Raw genomic sequence first — 16,969 nt, forward strand, 5'->3', positions numbered from 1 at the left:
TAGTGGTGTAAATTAACCACCAAGACACAAAGACACCAAGCCAAATCAGAATTTATCTGAACTTTACTGCGACTAGCAATGAATCAGACTATAGATTTTGATACTAACCCAACAGTTGCTGTGAGCTAATATGACAACATGGCACGTATGGCACTGCCTGGTTATGAAGCAATGCATACAATGGTGTTGGCTTGTTTGCGATCGCATCTGCCAGATATTGCTGCAAGCATCTCTCTAAAAATCAAAATCTTTGTGCCTTTGTGCCTTAGTGGTTAATATTCATTCTATCCACCACAAAGACACAAAGACACCAACTTACTTACTCTCCGTAGTGACCGCCAGTGACCTTACCCCGGAACACAATATATTGATAAATGTTGTAGAACAACATTACGGGGATCAGCGCACCAATGAAAATAATCATAAAAACCAGCGCACTCGGATCAGCAGCAGCTTCATAAATAGTGATTTGAGTGGGGATAATGTAGGGAAAGACAACCATTGCCAAGCCCACAAATGTCAGCAAGAAAAGCAGAATTGTCCAGATAAAAGGCACTTTTTCTTCTTTACGAAACAAGCTTCTAATCAATAGCGAAATCAACAAAACTCCCAACAAGGGAATCACGGCAAATAGGTAAACCAGCGGGCGATGAAACAAACGTTCTCTAGCGTATTCGTAAAATATTGGAGTACCAATTGTAATCAAAATGGCTCCAATCAAAGTTGTCACAGCCGCAATTTTGGCTGTTTTATAGTGGGTATCTTGTATTTCGCCTGTGGTTTTCCAAATTAAATAGGTGGAACCAATCAGGACATAACCTTGGATGAGAGTCAAAGCTACCAGAACAGTCTGCCAACTCAACCAATCCCAAGTCGTACCGATAAAGTGACCTGTTTGATCTACCTGAATTCCTTTGAGTACGCCACCAAGGGCGAATCCTTGACCTAAGGCTGCAAGAAAACTACCAGCACCAAAGGCAAAGTTCCACAATAGTTTGCGCTTAGCTTGCTCACGAAATTCAAATGCGACAGCGCGAAAAATCAATCCAAATACCATCAACAAAATGGGAATGTAAAGGGCATTTAAAATCGTGCCGTAAGCAAGGGGAAACGCCCCAAACAAACCACCACCCATGAGAACTAACCAAGTTTCGTTAGCATCCCAAATATTACTCAAGCTAGTCATTAGGATGCCACGACGTTCTTCTGTAGAAGCAGTTAGAGATAAAATTCCTACCCCCAAGTCAAACCCATCGAGCATGACATAGAGGAAGAGGAAAAGAGCTAAAATACCAAACCATACTTGTGGTAAAAAATAACTTAGCGTCTCCATCAAACCTCCTATTGCTGTGCTTCCACCGGACGTTCATCAGGGATAAATTCTCCAGGAGTAGTTTCTACTGCGGGTTGGTCTTTTAAGCCTGGTATTGGTAAATCTAGTCTGGGACCTCTACGGATAATCCTACTACCAAAATATAAAACTGCAACAAACAACAGGCTGTAAACTGTGGCGAAGCCTGTTAAAGTTGCTAGGACATTACTAGCAGGGAGATTTGAGGCAGCATCAGCCGTGCGAATCAGTCCGTACACAGTCCACGGTTGTCTGCCTACACAACGAACTATCCAGCCTGACTCCACTGCAATGTATCCTAAAGGAGCAGCAAAAATCCAGCCCAGCATTAACAAGCGTTGCTGGGAAATGTTCTCTGGGGAGAGTTTACCGCGTAGCCATTGAATAGTACTGACTAGCATCAATCCTGCTAGGAAGAAGCCAATGGCAATCATGATCCGGAAGGAGTAGTAGATCAATGCTACTAGGTGTGGTCTATCGGCTGGTTGCCATTCTTTTAAACCGAGTACAGGTTCGGAAAGTTTTGGTTTGAATTCCAGAATGTAGCTAAGGGCATTGGGGATAGTGATTTCCCAATCGTTTTGTTCTGCTTGTTCATTGGGTAAAGCTATTAGACTCCAATCTGCTGGCTGTCCCGCTGGGGTTGTATGCCATTGTGCCTCCATTGCTGCTAGTTTGGAGGGTTGGTAGTGATACACTTGTTCCCCACTCAAGTGTCCTACGTATATCTGCAATGGTGCAATAGCGATCGCAGCTGCTAAAGCTATCTTAAAAGCTTTGGCAAAGAAGGCGCTATGACGATTGTTGTAAATATACCAGGCACTAATTCCACCAATTACAAACAGTGAAGTTTCCAGTGTGCCTAAAAACATATGCGACACACTCACCGCCATAAATGGATTGAAAATACCCTGAAAGTAATCGTGGACGATAAACTTACCGTTGACCATTTCTCCACCCGCGGGAGTTTGCAACCAGGAATTAGCTGCCAAAATCCAGAAGGTTGATAAGTTAGCACCAACAGCAACCAGGATCGTAGAAATAAAGTGAATGATTGGGTGGACACGTTCCCAGCCAAATACCATAATTCCTAAAAAAGCCGCTTCCAGCATAAATGCCCAGGAAGCTTCAAAGCCGATGATGCTACCAAAAAAATTACCAATTGCTTCCGATAGAGGGGCCCAGTTTGTGCCAAACTGAAACTCCATCGGAATACCAGTAGCGACACCGATACCAAAGTTTAAAATGTAGAGTTTTGACCAAAAGCGGGCATGGTAGTAGTAATCTGGGTTACGGGTCTTCAACCATATTCCCTCTACAATCGCTAGATAAATTGCCATGCCTGTAGTCAGTACAGGCCACAGCATATGAAATATGGCTGTCAGTGCAAACTGCATCCGCGACAGCGCTACAGTGTTAGACAAAAATTCCATAAGTTCTTCCCTTCACTGGTTGAACAACTATGTGTCAGGATTGTCACCCACTACATAAGCAGTAAATACCTGTGAGTGTGACAATTCTTTACAAATTTTTAATGTATGACTTGTTGTCGTAAAAGTGTGAGGGAAGCGATCGCAGATACTGGGCAAAAATTAATCTTGATTTATTACGTCAAGTTTATGGAGTATTAAAACGCTATCAATAGCATTCAATAGCTTCTCTAAAAACTTCTTGAGATTTTGATTGTATGCTGTCCAAAGTTATCAAGCTAAACTTATATACTTCATCAAAATTTCGCTAAATCTAGTCAGAAAGTTAAAATTTACACTAACCTAGTGAAGAAGTATAATTTTCTTAAAGTCAATCTTTATACCCATGCCCAACAATCTTGTATACATCATCATGGATAGCTGTCGCTATGACAGCTATGCAGCTGCTGCAACACCCAATATTGATCTACTCGGAAAAGCAGAGTGTCGTTACAGCTATGCATCTTGGACTTCCCCCTCTCACTACACTATGCTGATGGGTATGATTCCACATCAAAGCCCACGCGGTGTATTCGCTTCAGAAGTGTACAAGCAGGAGTTTGTCAAATGGGTGGATCGTTTGAATATCCCAAACCTGTCTTTTAAAACTTTTGTGCCTTACTTATCTTTACCAAAAGTTTTACAAGACAATGGCTATAAGGCGATCGCCAGAGTTTCTATGCCTGTTCTCAATCAATTTACTAACATTAATAAGCATTTTGATGATTATAAATTAATGCCAAATCATAATGATTTTCCATCCATGATTAATGACATGGAATTTCCTGATGATCAACCTCGTTTTTACTTTTTCAATTTAGGCGAAACTCATTATCCCTACATGCTGAAGGGAGATGATATGCCTCGGATCTCAGGTGTACATGGAGTCTTTAAAAATATTGATGAATTTTTACTAGTTGGCGAAAAACCAGAAGAGAAAAGCTTTTTTGAACCAGAAGAAATGACTCGCTTACATCAGCAACAAATTAGTTGTGTAGAGTATGTAGATAAATTTATCGGTGAATTATTTAATAAATGTCCTGATAATACTCACATCATCATTACAGCAGATCATGGGGAATTATTTGGAGAAGATGGTTATTTTGGACATGGGCCAATTATGCATTCTAAGTGTTTTGAAGTTCCATTTTTAGAGGGAATACGCCCGTAATTATGAATGTAAAAAATGACTCAGGTGCGAATTTTTAATCCAGAACCAAACCGAGGATTGAGTGAGGCTAATTTCCGTAAAATTTGCAAAAACGGTTTTGGCGATGGTAATAATGCTTATGCCCATTCCATGGCTTGGTTCAATGGACACTTATATGTTGGAACAACCCGCGCCAACCTCTGTCTTATCCGTAGTAGTATGCCCCATGTCAAGATTGATATGTGGCCTGTTGAGTGTCCTCATAAAGTCTATACCCCAGAGTTTGAAAGGAATTGGGCCCGGGCAGAAATCTGGCGCTACAATCCAGTTATCAAACATTGGGAACGAGTTTTTCAGGCTCCCATGACCTTGGCCAAGGAAGGAGATGAATTCAGCCGTGACCTTGGCTATCGAGGGATGGCAGTATTTCAAGGGAAATCAGACCCAGAACCAGCGTTGTATGTCAGCACTTGGTCAAGGTCGCGGGCTAATGGCCCACTCATCATGCGTACAGAAGATGGCAAAAACTTTGAGGTTGTCTCTAAACCTGGATTAGTAGGTTTACCTGTTACCAGTTTGCGCTTACTGATTCCTTTCAAAGGACGCTTGTTTACTGCACCAACCAGTGCAACTGGAGGTAATGCAAATACTTCTGGAGTCGCTCAGGTATATGAAAGTAGTGATCCTGCTAAAGGAGAGTGGCGTGCTGCGAGCGATCGCGGATTTGGTGATCCAGAAAATCGCACAATCTTCGAGTTAAGAGGATTTGGAGACTATCTTTATGCCGGAACCGTCAATAATAATGGTTTTCAAATCTGGCGTACTAAAGCAGAAGGAGAACCTCCTTATCATTGGACTAATGTCATTACTAACGGTGCAGGTCGTGGTAGTCTTAATCAAATCGCTGCCAGTATGATGGTTTTCAAGGACGCTCTGTATGTCGGCACTGGTATCCAAAATGGTGGTTACGATCACCTCAATAAAATTGGCCCTGCTGGAGCGGAAATCATCAGGATTCACCATGACGGTTCTTGGGATTTACTTATGGGAGATATCCGCGATGGTAGATATCCCTTGAGTGGATTATCAGCTGGGTTCAATAATCTATGCAATGGTTATGTCTGGAGGATGGGAGTACATGATGGTTGGCTGTATGCAGGAACTATGGAATGGAGCGACATCATGTGCTACATCTCCTTAGAAGGGAGACCAGACAAAACAGTTCGGATGCTCCAGCAAGTAGGATTGGAAGAGATAGTTAAATATCAAGGTGGCTTTGAAGTATGGCGTACCTTTGATGGCGAAAATTGGCTACCAGTAACTCGACAAGGATTTGGTAACGTCTATAACTATGGAGTTCGTAACTTTATTTCCACTTCTTACGGTCTGTTTATCGGTACAGCCAATCCTTTTGGTCCACGTGTAGCAGTTCGTCAAGAAGGAAAGTGGACATATGTAGACAATCCCAATGGTGGCTTGGAAATTTTGCAAGGAACTTTAGATTGGGATAGCCAACTAAAAACTGAAGTCTGAATTAGAAATGTTTATATCCTTGTTAATAGTCTTTAAACTAACTGTTAAAAATCAGTAAAAGTTTTCGTGTTATACCTGATTAGATAGTTAATATAAACTTTGTTTAATTTCAATAAATTATTTGGTATTGCTTAGATAGAAGTAAAAATAAAATAAAAAATGTCATTCTGAACTAGGTAGTTAAAATCTCTACAAAATATCTAATATATAGAGACTATTAACTTCACCCCATTGCGTTCATAATGACAAAATTATATCTTTGTATTATATTGTCAATAATCACCAGATTTTAAAATGGAAAAGCTGGATTACACAGCCTCACATAAATGTCTCTTTGATTATCAGAAAAAGTTCTTCTACCATGAAGCAATCTGGTATTATCAACCATGAGAATATCTCCTTTTTGCCATGCAACTAATTGGGTTAATCTACCAGTAATTTCTTTGAGCTCATCAATTACATTCTCAGGAATTGGAGAATCATCCTCAAACCTGACAAGACTATTATTTCGACCCTGTGCTTCTTGTTCTATGACAGGTAAAATGTTGTTAAGAAATACCTTGTAATGACCACATCTACTGAGAACAATTGCAGATGTTATATACTCAGTAGTAATAGATTTTTCCGCTTCATTTACCTTCAGAAGCATATCATTATCATTGCATACTTTCTCTACCACTGCTAAATCGTTAGTTTGATAGATTTTTGGCCAAATTTCCTGAGGATAGGTGCGAATATATTTTAAACGCTTGGAATGGAATAATTCCTTAGTAGTTTGGCTTAACTCATTATAAACTTGAATGCCGTCACAAATTGTCGTCTCGCCATCACTTAATGCCGGAGTAGCACAGTAAAACCACATCATCTTTGGCTGTGTTTTCGTGTAGTACATTTCTCCATGAAAAGGAACAGCACAAGCAATTTTGTGACCAGTTACAGATAAGACTGTGTTATCTCCATTGATAGAATCTCTACTATAAGCACCGCCGACATAAGTCATAAAGCTAGTGCTATATAATTCTGTAAATTTTTTAAATTTATCTACGTCAGTCTCAAATCCCCTAAAAAGTATTAGGCTAGAAGATTTAAATAATTTAATAACCTCATCTATATCTAGATTCAGAATATTTTCATCGCCTATTCCCTGAATGATAATACCAAATTGTTCAGTAATGGGTGTTATTTGCATATTTATAGATGGCATAATTTTTGTCTGGAATGTAAGGTATTGTTACTCTAATTCATGGAGTATCCTGCAATTTGTCTCTTGCAAATTGGCATTATTTAGCTTGCATCCTAAATTTTCAGCCTTGGAAATATTGTGGTAGTTAGACACTCAAACCCATGACGTGGTAGTAGCATAGCTAACTGCAAGTGCTGGTCATCAACTTGCGGATATGTAAAAAATAGCTCCACTGTTGCATTATTACTTAAGTAGTAGGGTTAGAGCAAGAGCAGCTTTACTTAGACATAGATTACACAATTACTAAGAAATTTAAAGATAATCTGGCGATCGCATGGTTAATTGTCATTTTTAGGCAATATCTGACAAGAGTAAAAAATTTACCTGTAAATCTCCCTCAGGAAAATTTGTGAATTTTACCTAAACAGCATATCTTTGCTTGAACATCTGAGCTAATTTGATTAGCTCAGATTTTTAATATGTAAATTTTGTGTATATTTTCTAATTTGCTTTTCTAGATATATTTATCAGCTTTTAATCAAAGATTTATCAAACTTGTATAGTTTTCCTGCAATTATAAGTAAGTAATTTCAACTAGTAGAAATATCTACCAAAATTCCAATCTATCAATATAAGCAGGGTATAGATAGATGCAAGATTTCACGTAACACTTAAGGATATATGGGTATAAGTTCAATGAAAATTTTATCATTCCTAGCTGGAATGATAAGTGTACCACTAGCTCTCTCTAGCCAAGCAGCTACAGCTAATTCAGGTTCATTTGTAGAAAATTTACCGCCTAACTATACCAGCTATGCTGGCAAGTTAGTAATGGGAAAATCGTGTAGTTGTTCATCTAGTAGCATCTCTGGAGCGCCTCCGGGACCACCTCCATGTAACACAAACCCTTGTTATGGCAGTTCTCATACTCGTTATGGCTGGGTGTATACCAATGTAGAAGGCATAAACTCTAGTTTCTGCGACCAGATGATGGAGACTAGCAGTGGTGTACCTCCCTGTTTTCAGCTAGATGGAGATGATGCAATAGTCATTTCTGGCACTGTGTCTACCATCAAAGACGTTCCATTTTATAGCTTCACTGCTTATCAAAGTTTTACTTACAACAGCGACTTTTCAAGTAACTATGCTGCCTTAGGAAGCAGTGTTGGACTTAGCATTAACAATGCCAATATCAAAAAAGGTACTAATGGTAAATACATTTTGATTGTGACAGCAAACACCCAGACCTTAGATACAGTTAAAAATGCTTTAAAAGCATCGGGTGTGCCTAATTCAATTATCAACACTTATCTGCTACCTGCAAGTATCACTAACGTCGGAAGCTCAAGTTATCCTGACCAACTCTCATTGCTACTTCGGATTACAACTCAAAGCCAGACTGAAAGACAGCAAGCAGAGACTTTTGTCCAACAAACTGCACCAGAGACAAAAGTGGCTTTTATTAAGGGACCAGGCATCACTGGAAACATCACGTGGGATGATATTCCCAAGTGGAACAATCAGCTGAGATCTACTACTGTTGAGTACGACAAAAAGTTTGACCAAAAGCTGAATGCCCTAGAACAGGCTGTGATCAATTCCTATGCTCAAAAAGGATACACGCTCAAAGCAAGCCTGACCCAGAGTATGACTCATGTTGACCCACAAGAATGTAGAACGACTCCTTCATATTGTGCCTACGATTCCCCAGATGCTCTTTACACGAGTTTTCCTTGTGACTTTGCTCCAGGACCATTAGATACTCTGGGTTGTGATATTCAAATCCCGAAAGATAGCGACGATGTTCTCATGTTGGTTGGGGTAGACCATAGCCTAATAGATGATAAGTCTCTGGCTGCTTATCTTTCTTTTGAATCAAAAACATCTATAGGAAGTCAAGACGGCACATTTTCTTTTGTTGGTCTCTACACTCAAGGTTCCGCGGCACAGTACGTATCATCTACTAATGCTAGGAATCTCTACGCTGTTAAAATCACCCGTACTTGTGGCAGTGACCCATTCTGTGTGACCGTACCTTACCAAGGAGGGACACCTGAAGACACTGGGTTTTACACACTCGGTCGGATTTATCTAGATAAAGTGACTGCAACTAGTTCTAATCCTGCCAATTTGATTCCTGCTCGTTTGCTTTGGTTTACTAAAAGCAATCAGTAGTATGCCACACAAACTTTGGTGAATTCCTGCTGTTCTAATACTACTGTTGATGTCACGGATGCTAATCTCAAGCGTTTGGAAGATAATTTAACAAACGACAACACAGAATAATATTAGTACGCCACACCAAATTTGCCGGAAGAGAATTAGTGAAGTGAGAAAAGAGTAAAGGGGAAACATAAAACTACCCTTTGCTTTTTATTTTTTACTCCACAAAGTTTTTCATAAATCCTTGAGAGCAGATAAGCCAACAGCTTTCCAAAGTCGCATATGTCAGTTCCTCCACCTCTTTTTATCCTGGGTTCTCCGCGTTCTTTTACATCCTTAATTTGCGCCATGCTAGGTCAGCATCCTGAAGCTTACGGGATGCCAGAACTAAATTTGTTCATCACTGACACTTTGGAACAACTATCAGAACGCATGAAAGGAATGCGTCAGTTTCAAATGCATGGTTTGTTGCGTACAGTTGCGCAACTCTATGCAGGTGAACAAACAATTGCATCAGTAGAAATGGCACGTCGTTGGATTCTAACCCGGATGAATAAGACTACTGGTGAAGTATATGTCGAACTGTGCCGTAAAGTAGCACCACTACGCATTGTAGACAAAAGTCCTGCCTACTCAACTAAACTCGAAATTCTTAACCGGATGCGCGAAAATTTTCCCAATGCTTATTATCTGCATCTTATTCGCCATCCCAGAACCCAAGGAAAATCCATCATGAATATTGCTGATGGTTTAATGGCTATACTCGCCAACTCTATTGATTATTCAACAGATCCACCTACAGTTGACCCTCAGATTTCGTGGTATAAAATGCAATGCAATATTTTGGATTTCTTAAGTACTATTCCTCCTCAGCGACAAATGTGCTTACGTGGCGAAGAGATGTTAAGTAATCCTCGTCTATATTTTGAAAAAATATGTAACTGGTTGAATCTTTCTTGGGATGATTCAATCTATGAAATCATGTTGCATCCTGAAAACTCTCCCTATGCTTGTTTAGGACCATATGGCGCTCAATTAGGTAATGACCCCAATTTTCTCAAATCACCTGGTTATCGCGCCTCAACCATTAAACCTAGCCATCTAGAGGGGCCGTTACCTTGGCGTCCGGACAACAAAGGTTTTATGCCCGAAGTGATCAAGATGGCTAGAGAATTTGGGTATGAGTAAATCCCATATAGATACATACGGTTCAATTATTATTCTTTGTGTCTTAGTGTCTTAGTGGTTAAATATTATCTTTTTCACCACCAAGACACCAAGACACCAAGGCAAATTAATCATTACTGAACTGTGTTGCCATGATAGATGAAAAAATAAGGACTACACAGTATTTGCTCAAAAAAATATTCTTACAAGCAATTTACCAGAATATGATTTTATTTGAAAGAAATTGACACATCTCCATTGCTTTCAGAATTGAGTGCATCAGACTTGAGGAATTCCTTAGCTTTGCTATCCTTTTTCAAATAAGCATCCCAAAAAGAGAGACTGGCAGTTTTGATATAACTAAAGATGGTTCCTTCTTGCTGTTGACCACCGCCAAAAAATCTGCGATCGCCACCCCCAAAGCGTTCTCGTAACCTCCAACCACGTTGTCGTCCTAAAGTTTCACCCCTAGCTTGTCCACGGTCAGCAAATCTACCACTGAATGAAAAGTGGGAGGCTCCCTCTATAAAAACAAGATACTTGTCGCCCGCAGGAGAATACTTAAAAGGCTCCTCTTTCCAATCTGGCCCTTGTCCTTGAGCGCCTCTATCTTTGGAACCAGTCATCGTCATCATCGGCAGATTTATTTTTGCCCAAGAGTTACGAGTCAGTCCTTGCTGACCAGTTCCCTGAGGAGACAATAACAAGACTGCACTCACACGACGGTCTGCAAAACTTTGTGCTTTAGCTCCTCCTGGTATATCAATGGTTGCTCCGCCAACCAACTGAGCAGTGTAAGCACCGTAAGAATGACCACCAACACCAATACGCTGAGTATTCATTTTGCCTTTCAACTGGGGTGCTTGGCGCTCTAGTTCACTCAAAGAACTAATGATAAAAGATATATCGGTTGCACGGTCTTTCCAACCTTTGGCATCGCCCAGCATTTGTCGGACGCTTTCACGTAAGTTCTCGGAGTTGCCTTGTTGCCTGTTTAAAGCTATTGAATCTGCATGGGTAGGCTGGATGCAGATATATCCTTGACTAGCCCAGAAGCGAGTCAGAGGAGCGTAATCATCCTTGGAAGCGCCAGCCCCATGAGAAAAGACTATGACAGGAAACGACCCTTGTTGTCCTTCCGGGTAAGAAACTTTAATTGGTATCTGACGGTTGCGTTGGGCATCCTTGAGTATTAGGTTGTCGACAATACCGACATTGTAGACCTGTTGATGAGATTTGTGCGTAGATGCAACTAATGAGCGATCGCTTACTGAGGTTGGTGAAGACTGAGCAAACACATGATTATCATTCCACTTAGAAGAGCAAGCTGTCATAGTAGGAGATATCAATAAAGTTATTTGCATAAGTAAGGCAAAACATCTAGCTATTCGTACCTTGAGAAAATGTTTATTTTTCACACTAACTTCCTCGATACAACAGAGAAACTACTTAGAAAGTCAGTTTATTAGTCTAAAGAATCTGTTGTTAACTCTAGACAAAATAATTGCTTGCCAATATTCTATATATACGTGAACAGAGTTCAAAATTTTCTTATGGTGAAAATCTCTTTTTTTGTACTCAAAATTTAGAATCGATCATTTTCAAAACAGTGTCTGAGGTTTCACTGATTTCTTTGACATCCTCATTCGCTTTTTGTTCCTCTGCCGTAGAAATTAAATTCAGTTCTTTTTCTGTAGTCTTTAACAATTTTTGCAGCCAAGCTTGACGGTTGTTTAGTGTTTCTTGACGTTGTTTGATCTCATCTGGTGTTGTGAAACTAAGATTCAGTTCCAAAGCAAAGCGAGACATGTCATCAATAAATTCCAGCATACTTCCTTGAGTCAACTTAGGCTTTTTGTGATTTTCCTCCGGGATTTCTTCTATTTTATTTTGAGATTTATTCCCCTTAAAAAATCCTATAAGCTTAGTCAGAGAATTAGCTTGTTGTATTTCTGTAACTGCATCTTCTTTGATTTGCAAAAGCGACTCAAGTTCTAGCTGATTTTCATCATGTAGTGCTTTTAACCAGAGCTTGCGATATTCCATCTGGGCTTGGCGCTGTTTCATTTCTTCTATACTACTAGACCCATAAACTCGTTCTATATCCATAATCTGTCTTCCAATTTTTTGCTGTTTTAATTCATAGAAAAGTTTGCCAATTAATAAAAGTTTAAGGAATCCAAGACCACAATTCAATTTGAATAAATCGAACAATAGGACGGGTAAACGCTATGATTACAGGCATACTTTTACCTTCGATTTTTGCATAACCAGACATACCAGATTTTAAAACTTTGCTAGTTCTGGGAAACTCTACTACTACCTTAACCACTCGACCGGATGTTGCATTTGTAGATTCTAAGGTTGTACCGGAAGTTTGATTAACAGAAATCTTACTTGATGAATTATCATTGCTGGTAACAGGTTCAATTGAAATTACACGTCCCATCAAAGGATCATTGGGATATGCGGTCAGCTTAACTTCAGCCTTTCCTCCAGCAATAATTTCACCTACTTCATATTCGGGAATTTGGATTTCTCCATAAATATTGCGAGAGTTTTCTACAGTAGCAAAGGTATCACCCTTATCTAGATAAGTACCTACTTTTTGTTGTAATTCAGAAGTGACTATGTATCCATCAAATGGCATCACTAACTTAGTACGTTTCAGCTGACTATTAAGATATGTCAATTGTTGCCTCAGACGCTGGATTTCTGCTCTCGTAGCTGCTATTTCTTGACGCACGGCATCTAGTTCTTCTGGATAAGGCCCACTCTTGACTAAACTGAGATTAGCTTTTGCTTCTTCTACTTTTTGATATTTAACTGCAACATCTTCTTTTGCTTCCTGTAGACTTTGTTGAGCTTTTTCAACATTTTGCTTCATTTCCTCAACAGTATTGCGATCTGTTGTAGCACGCTTCTCAGCATCTTCATACTGTTGGCGAGAATAAGCACCTTGTTCTGACAAATATTTAAATCTCTCAGCTTCACGAAGACTAAATTCAGCTCTACTAATAGCAGTCTGAAGTGCTCCTTTGGCTACTTCCACTTCTTGTTGAGCAACTTTTACTTTTTGCTTAGCAACTGCTACTTGCTGTTGTGCAACTCCTACTTGTTGTTTAGCAACTTCTACATCTTCTTTCTTAGGAGTAGCTAGTAGCTTAGCTAGTTCAGCTTCCTGCTTTCTCATATCAGCTTGCTTACTGTTTATTTGCTCCTCGGTTTTAGAAAACTCATTGCTAATTTCCGGAGCTTCCATAGTTGCTACTACAGTTCCGGCTTTTACCCAAGTACCATCACCACCTTTGAGTAAAACTCGGGTAATTTTTCCATCAACTTCAGCTTGTATTTGCTGCTGCTTAGAAGTTATTAATTTAATTTGACCACCAGAACGATATGGATATGGCAAAAAAAGCGCCAAGCCTCCAAGCATTGTACATGCTTTTAAAAATGTACCCAGCCAAGATTTATTGACTTTCTGATTTGCGTATTCTGATTCTTTTGCTGATGTAATCATATCTCTTGTCACTAAATTATTCAGTTTCTGAGAGTTCAACCATTTAGATATTGGCTGGCGTAAAACAAGTGCTAATAGTACAAATAAAAATATATAGGTAGTACCATTACCTAAAATTCCGGGCAAATTTTCTGCTAAACCCCCAGCAGCAAAATAAATGATTGTCAAAATCACTGAGATTGAAAAAATTCCTGCACCCAGCAAAAACAGTTGCAATCCTAATTTTTGTTTTGCAGGTAATGATTTTGGTAGGGGACGGCGATTAAGTAACATATCCCAAACCAAAAAAGATCTTTGAAACAAGTTAGGTGGTAGACGAAAATAAGCTGTTGTCCATACATAGCCGTCAGAAGGCCATAGAGGACTTGCATCTAGTAAAAAATCTATAAAACTGGCATGAGCAAGTAAAAGAGCGTAATTGCTCAATTGTGTTCCTGTTTCACGGTGCAAATACCAAACTAAAACACTCAAAACAAATAAAATTGGTCTGGTTATTACTGGAGTTGCTAGAGTCCACAATTGTTTGTGACGTCGAAGTTGCCACATAGGCTCTCTATCAATATAAAAGCGGGGTAAAAATCCAGCAGCCAGAACCAAGCCAAATTTCGTAACTGTACCACCATAATAAGTAAGCACTACACCCTGAGCTATCTTAGCTGTCAGAGAGGCAAAAATAAGATTAAATATATAAATTTGTAAATAAGGTAAAGACTTAATTCCAGAAAGATAATCAGACCACAAGAGAAATTGGTTATTAAATAAAGTTAAAAAAGCTATGGGTATGCCAGGTATCAATCCCCAAACTGATACTTGAAATAACAGACTAAATGGTGCAAAAATATTTTTGAGAACAACAAATTTTTTACCAGGATTGACAGCAGACCATATATAGACTTGAGATTTATGTTTTTCTTTTCTAGAAAAATTCATGCCAGAAGATATTCTGGTATATTCATTTTGTTTAATTTCTAATAATGGTTCCTGTGTTGCATTTTCTATATCTGATTCAGATAGAAATGGCTCGAGAAGATTACACTCTGCAATTTGACGAGAAAACTGATCAAAATCTTCTTCGGCTAGTAGAGTATTAAAACGAGATATAAATTTATCAATGATTACGGATGGAGTAGCTACTCCATTCATCGATTGGCAAAGGAAATATTCTTCCAATCCGAATTCAAATATTTGCTCAGAGTTGGGGATTTTAACTTGGTAACATTCAGGCTTTTGCCCTACTTGTGGAATTCTTTTAATTTCTAAATCTCTACGCCAGCGGTTTTCTAATGGTTTATACATGAGAAATAAACAGAAATTTTTGGCTCAAAATTTTACTTATTTGTGTGATAAAAGTTTATTTTAGATATTGTTACTCAAAGCAGAAGTTTTTTAGTTTATGAGATTTGTCTGGATCAGATAAGGGAGAGAAACTAATAAATTTCTCCCCTCTATTTTCTTGCTCATCCCGGTGTTTAACAGGATTGGGGTATTTGTTATACTCCTTAGCACGTTAACTTAAAATTCTTGTTACTCCATGTAGCCAAGCATTTGTAGCTGAGCAATGATTTGTTGTTTTTCGTCCTCACTAATATCGCCAGTTCCTGTATTTGTTTCTTCGCCAGTAACAGTAGAAGCACCAATTTTGATTGGTTTTAAATCTAAATGAGTTTCAGTGAAGAACTCTTCAGGTACATAACCTTCAAAATCTGCGGGTACAGAAAGGCCAAGACTATACAGCAGAGCGGCTGGAACATCTACAACATTTTGGCGTTTCCCTTCATAGTTGGATTTAATTCCGTATCCTCCTGCTAGGAAAATACCGTCAGGATGATGAGTTCCTCCTGGTGTTTCACGCGGTTCAACGGCAGGTTCGTAATTTTTGATTGAGACAAAACCATAGTCGCGCAGCACTAGAGTTAAGTCAGGAGCTTCATGCATAGCCGCTCCAGAATAAACATCTTCCCGTTTATGAATTGCTTGGATAATCCTTTCGCCTGTATTTGGATCTCGGAAATTCTCCAAATCACAAATTAGTTTTTCGCGGAAGGCTTCGTATTCTGAAGGCTGAACACCTGGATCTCCTGGTTTTTCAGCCACACGAATTGTAATGCCATTACTGGAGGGAGTACGGCAGTAAGCTAAAGTTTTATCCCAATCTAGATTGGCAAACCAACTAGATTCACGTCTATTACTGGCTTCAGAACCATCTGTTTCTTTCCATACTAAATAACCTTTTTCATGCAAAAAGGTATTGATGCGAACTACTTCTGTGGTGGCTGTGAAGCCGTGATCTGAGGCCATAAATACCTGAGCTTCAGAACCAGCAAGTTCCACTAGGCGCTGAATATAGGTATCTAACTTGCGGAAATACTCTAGACACAATTCCCGCATGCGTTTTTGCCAAGGAGAAGGATTAGCAGGTATCAAAGCCGGGTCGAGAAACATCCAGATTTGGTGCTGGAGTTTGTCTACGCCATCAAACAACACTGCCATTAAGTCGGGATTATCTTCTTTGAGAAGCTTTTCGGCAATGCGGAACCATTGTTCATCGCGGGGGATATGATAGCGTACCCAGTTTTCTAAATCCTCATCGGTCATCACCTCCAAGGTTTGTTTTTCGCGGTCAAAGTCCCAAGCTAATTCCTTGGGATCAAAATCTGGGATTTCCTTGAGGCGATCATATAAATTACCTGGAGTTGTGTTGCGACGCAGGTGTTTCCAGGGAACAAAACCTGGTATTAAAGCTCCATTAATAGGTAGGGGTGGGGCAGTGAAAGGAAAGTTTAAAGCTACAACTGTACAATTTTGGCGACTGGCGATCGACCAAATAGTTTCTGTACGAATGTCTCTAGCATCATACAGGGTAAAATAAACGTCCCCTGCTTTTTCTTCAGCGCGAATGAAGTCATAAACGCCGTGATTTCCAGGAGTGCGACCAGTCATGATCGAAACCCAAGCCGGAGGAGTGAGAGGATTGGGAGTGGAAAGTAATTTTGCCCTTGCGCCGTTTTCAATAAACTGTTTCAAAAAAGGCATCGTCACACCTACATCAGGTAGGTCGCGGATCATTTCATTGATAACGGTAAAAGTTGCACCATCTAATCCAATAAATAATGTTTTTGTCATCACACCCCTCCGTTTAATTGACTAGAAACAAAATTCACAAGTTGACCTAAGTTCAGGTCGTCAACATAACGACCATCCTGCATCAATAATTGAGCGAACCCGAATTTCTGCTTGAAATGGTCTTCTATGGCAACAACAAAATGGATGATATCGATAGAGGCAAAGCTAAGGTCTGCTACTAACTGGGTCTCGAGACTGATCTCATCAGATTCCAAATCCCAGTCTTGGATAATATCTTTGAGGATCTCAATAATTGTCGATTGAATTGGAGAGTCTATGGCTTGCATAAAGGTTGCTGTAAAAGAAACTT

General features: G+C 39.5%; 13 protein-coding genes. 5 read left to right on the top strand and 8 right to left on the bottom strand.

The annotated features are described in order from the left end of the window. The first annotated feature begins 138 nt into the window (after positions 1 to 138). Positions 139 to 276 (top strand): hypothetical protein, encoded by a 138-nt coding sequence (locus UYK_RS26905; protein WP_009756764.1) that lies wholly within the window; start codon positions 139 to 141, stop codon positions 274 to 276. A 43-nt stretch (positions 277 to 319) separates the two neighbouring features. Here the strand turns inward: UYK_RS26905 and cydB are convergent, their stop codons facing one another. Both cydB and UYK_RS0121165 read right to left on the bottom strand, forming a co-directional pair. Then, complete coding sequence (gene cydB, locus UYK_RS0121160) at positions 320 to 1,333, bottom strand: cytochrome d ubiquinol oxidase subunit II (protein ID WP_009756765.1); 1,014 nt, start codon at positions 1,331 to 1,333, stop codon at positions 320 to 322. A gap of 8 nt (positions 1,334 to 1,341) precedes the next feature. Further along, the gene (locus UYK_RS0121165; RefSeq protein WP_009756766.1) at positions 1,342 to 2,784 is read right to left on the bottom strand and encodes a cytochrome ubiquinol oxidase subunit I; all 1,443 of its coding nucleotides are present in this window, start codon (positions 2,782 to 2,784) and stop codon (positions 1,342 to 1,344) included. A 382-nt stretch (positions 2,785 to 3,166) separates the two neighbouring features. Between UYK_RS0121165 and UYK_RS0121170 the strand changes: the two genes are divergently transcribed. Together UYK_RS0121170 and UYK_RS0121175 are read left to right on the top strand one after the other, a co-directional pair. Further along, positions 3,167 to 3,991 (top strand): sulfatase-like hydrolase/transferase, encoded by an 825-nt coding sequence (locus UYK_RS0121170; RefSeq protein ID WP_009756767.1) that lies wholly within the window; start codon positions 3,167 to 3,169, stop codon positions 3,989 to 3,991. Positions 3,992 to 4,006: 15 nt separating this feature from the next. Then, entirely contained in the window at positions 4,007 to 5,503 is a 1,497-nt protein-coding gene (locus UYK_RS0121175) for a hypothetical protein (RefSeq protein ID WP_009756768.1), read from the top strand. A gap of 289 nt (positions 5,504 to 5,792) precedes the next feature. On the opposite strand, the gene UYK_RS0121180 is transcribed toward UYK_RS0121175, so the two are convergent. Continuing rightward, entirely contained in the window at positions 5,793 to 6,707 is a 915-nt protein-coding gene (locus UYK_RS0121180; RefSeq protein WP_016872118.1) for a TauD/TfdA family dioxygenase, read from the bottom strand. A gap of 675 nt (positions 6,708 to 7,382) precedes the next feature. Between UYK_RS0121180 and UYK_RS0121185 the strand changes: the two genes are divergently transcribed. Together UYK_RS0121185 and UYK_RS0121190 are read left to right on the top strand one after the other, a co-directional pair. Continuing rightward, positions 7,383 to 8,861 carry a hypothetical protein gene (locus UYK_RS0121185; RefSeq protein ID WP_016872119.1) on the top strand — a complete coding sequence of 493 codons (1,479 nt, stop codon included), beginning with the start codon at positions 7,383 to 7,385 and terminating at the stop codon, positions 8,859 to 8,861. A gap of 270 nt (positions 8,862 to 9,131) precedes the next feature. Continuing rightward, positions 9,132 to 10,037, top strand: a complete 906-nt coding sequence (locus UYK_RS0121190) for a sulfotransferase family protein (protein ID WP_026086542.1) — start codon at positions 9,132 to 9,134, stop codon at positions 10,035 to 10,037. 209 nt (positions 10,038 to 10,246) lie between these two features. On the opposite strand, the gene UYK_RS0121195 is transcribed toward UYK_RS0121190, so the two are convergent. From UYK_RS0121195 to UYK_RS0121215, 5 genes are all read right to left on the bottom strand, one after another. Next, positions 10,247 to 11,350, bottom strand: a complete 1,104-nt coding sequence (locus UYK_RS0121195) for an alpha/beta hydrolase family protein (protein ID WP_016872122.1) — start codon at positions 11,348 to 11,350, stop codon at positions 10,247 to 10,249. Between the two features lie 244 nt (positions 11,351 to 11,594). Further along, positions 11,595 to 12,125 (bottom strand): hypothetical protein, encoded by a 531-nt coding sequence (locus tag UYK_RS0121200; protein ID WP_016872123.1) that lies wholly within the window; start codon positions 12,123 to 12,125, stop codon positions 11,595 to 11,597. Between the two features lie 61 nt (positions 12,126 to 12,186). Then, positions 12,187 to 14,832 carry an efflux RND transporter periplasmic adaptor subunit gene (locus tag UYK_RS0121205; RefSeq protein ID WP_016872124.1) on the bottom strand — a complete coding sequence of 882 codons (2,646 nt, stop codon included), beginning with the start codon at positions 14,830 to 14,832 and terminating at the stop codon, positions 12,187 to 12,189. Between the two features lie 228 nt (positions 14,833 to 15,060). Continuing rightward, entirely contained in the window at positions 15,061 to 16,659 is a 1,599-nt protein-coding gene (locus UYK_RS0121210; RefSeq protein ID WP_009756769.1) for an alkaline phosphatase family protein, read from the bottom strand. Then, complete coding sequence (locus UYK_RS0121215) at positions 16,659 to 16,946, bottom strand: acyl carrier protein (RefSeq protein ID WP_009756770.1); 288 nt, start codon at positions 16,944 to 16,946, stop codon at positions 16,659 to 16,661. Before UYK_RS0121215 ends, UYK_RS0121210 begins: the two co-directional genes overlap by 1 nt. Between the last annotated feature and the right edge of the window lie 23 nt (positions 16,947 to 16,969).

The sequence above is a fragment of the Fischerella thermalis PCC 7521 genome (assembly GCF_000317225.1).
In the GTDB taxonomy this organism is placed as follows: Bacteria; Cyanobacteriota; Cyanobacteriia; order Cyanobacteriales; family Nostocaceae; genus Fischerella; species Fischerella thermalis.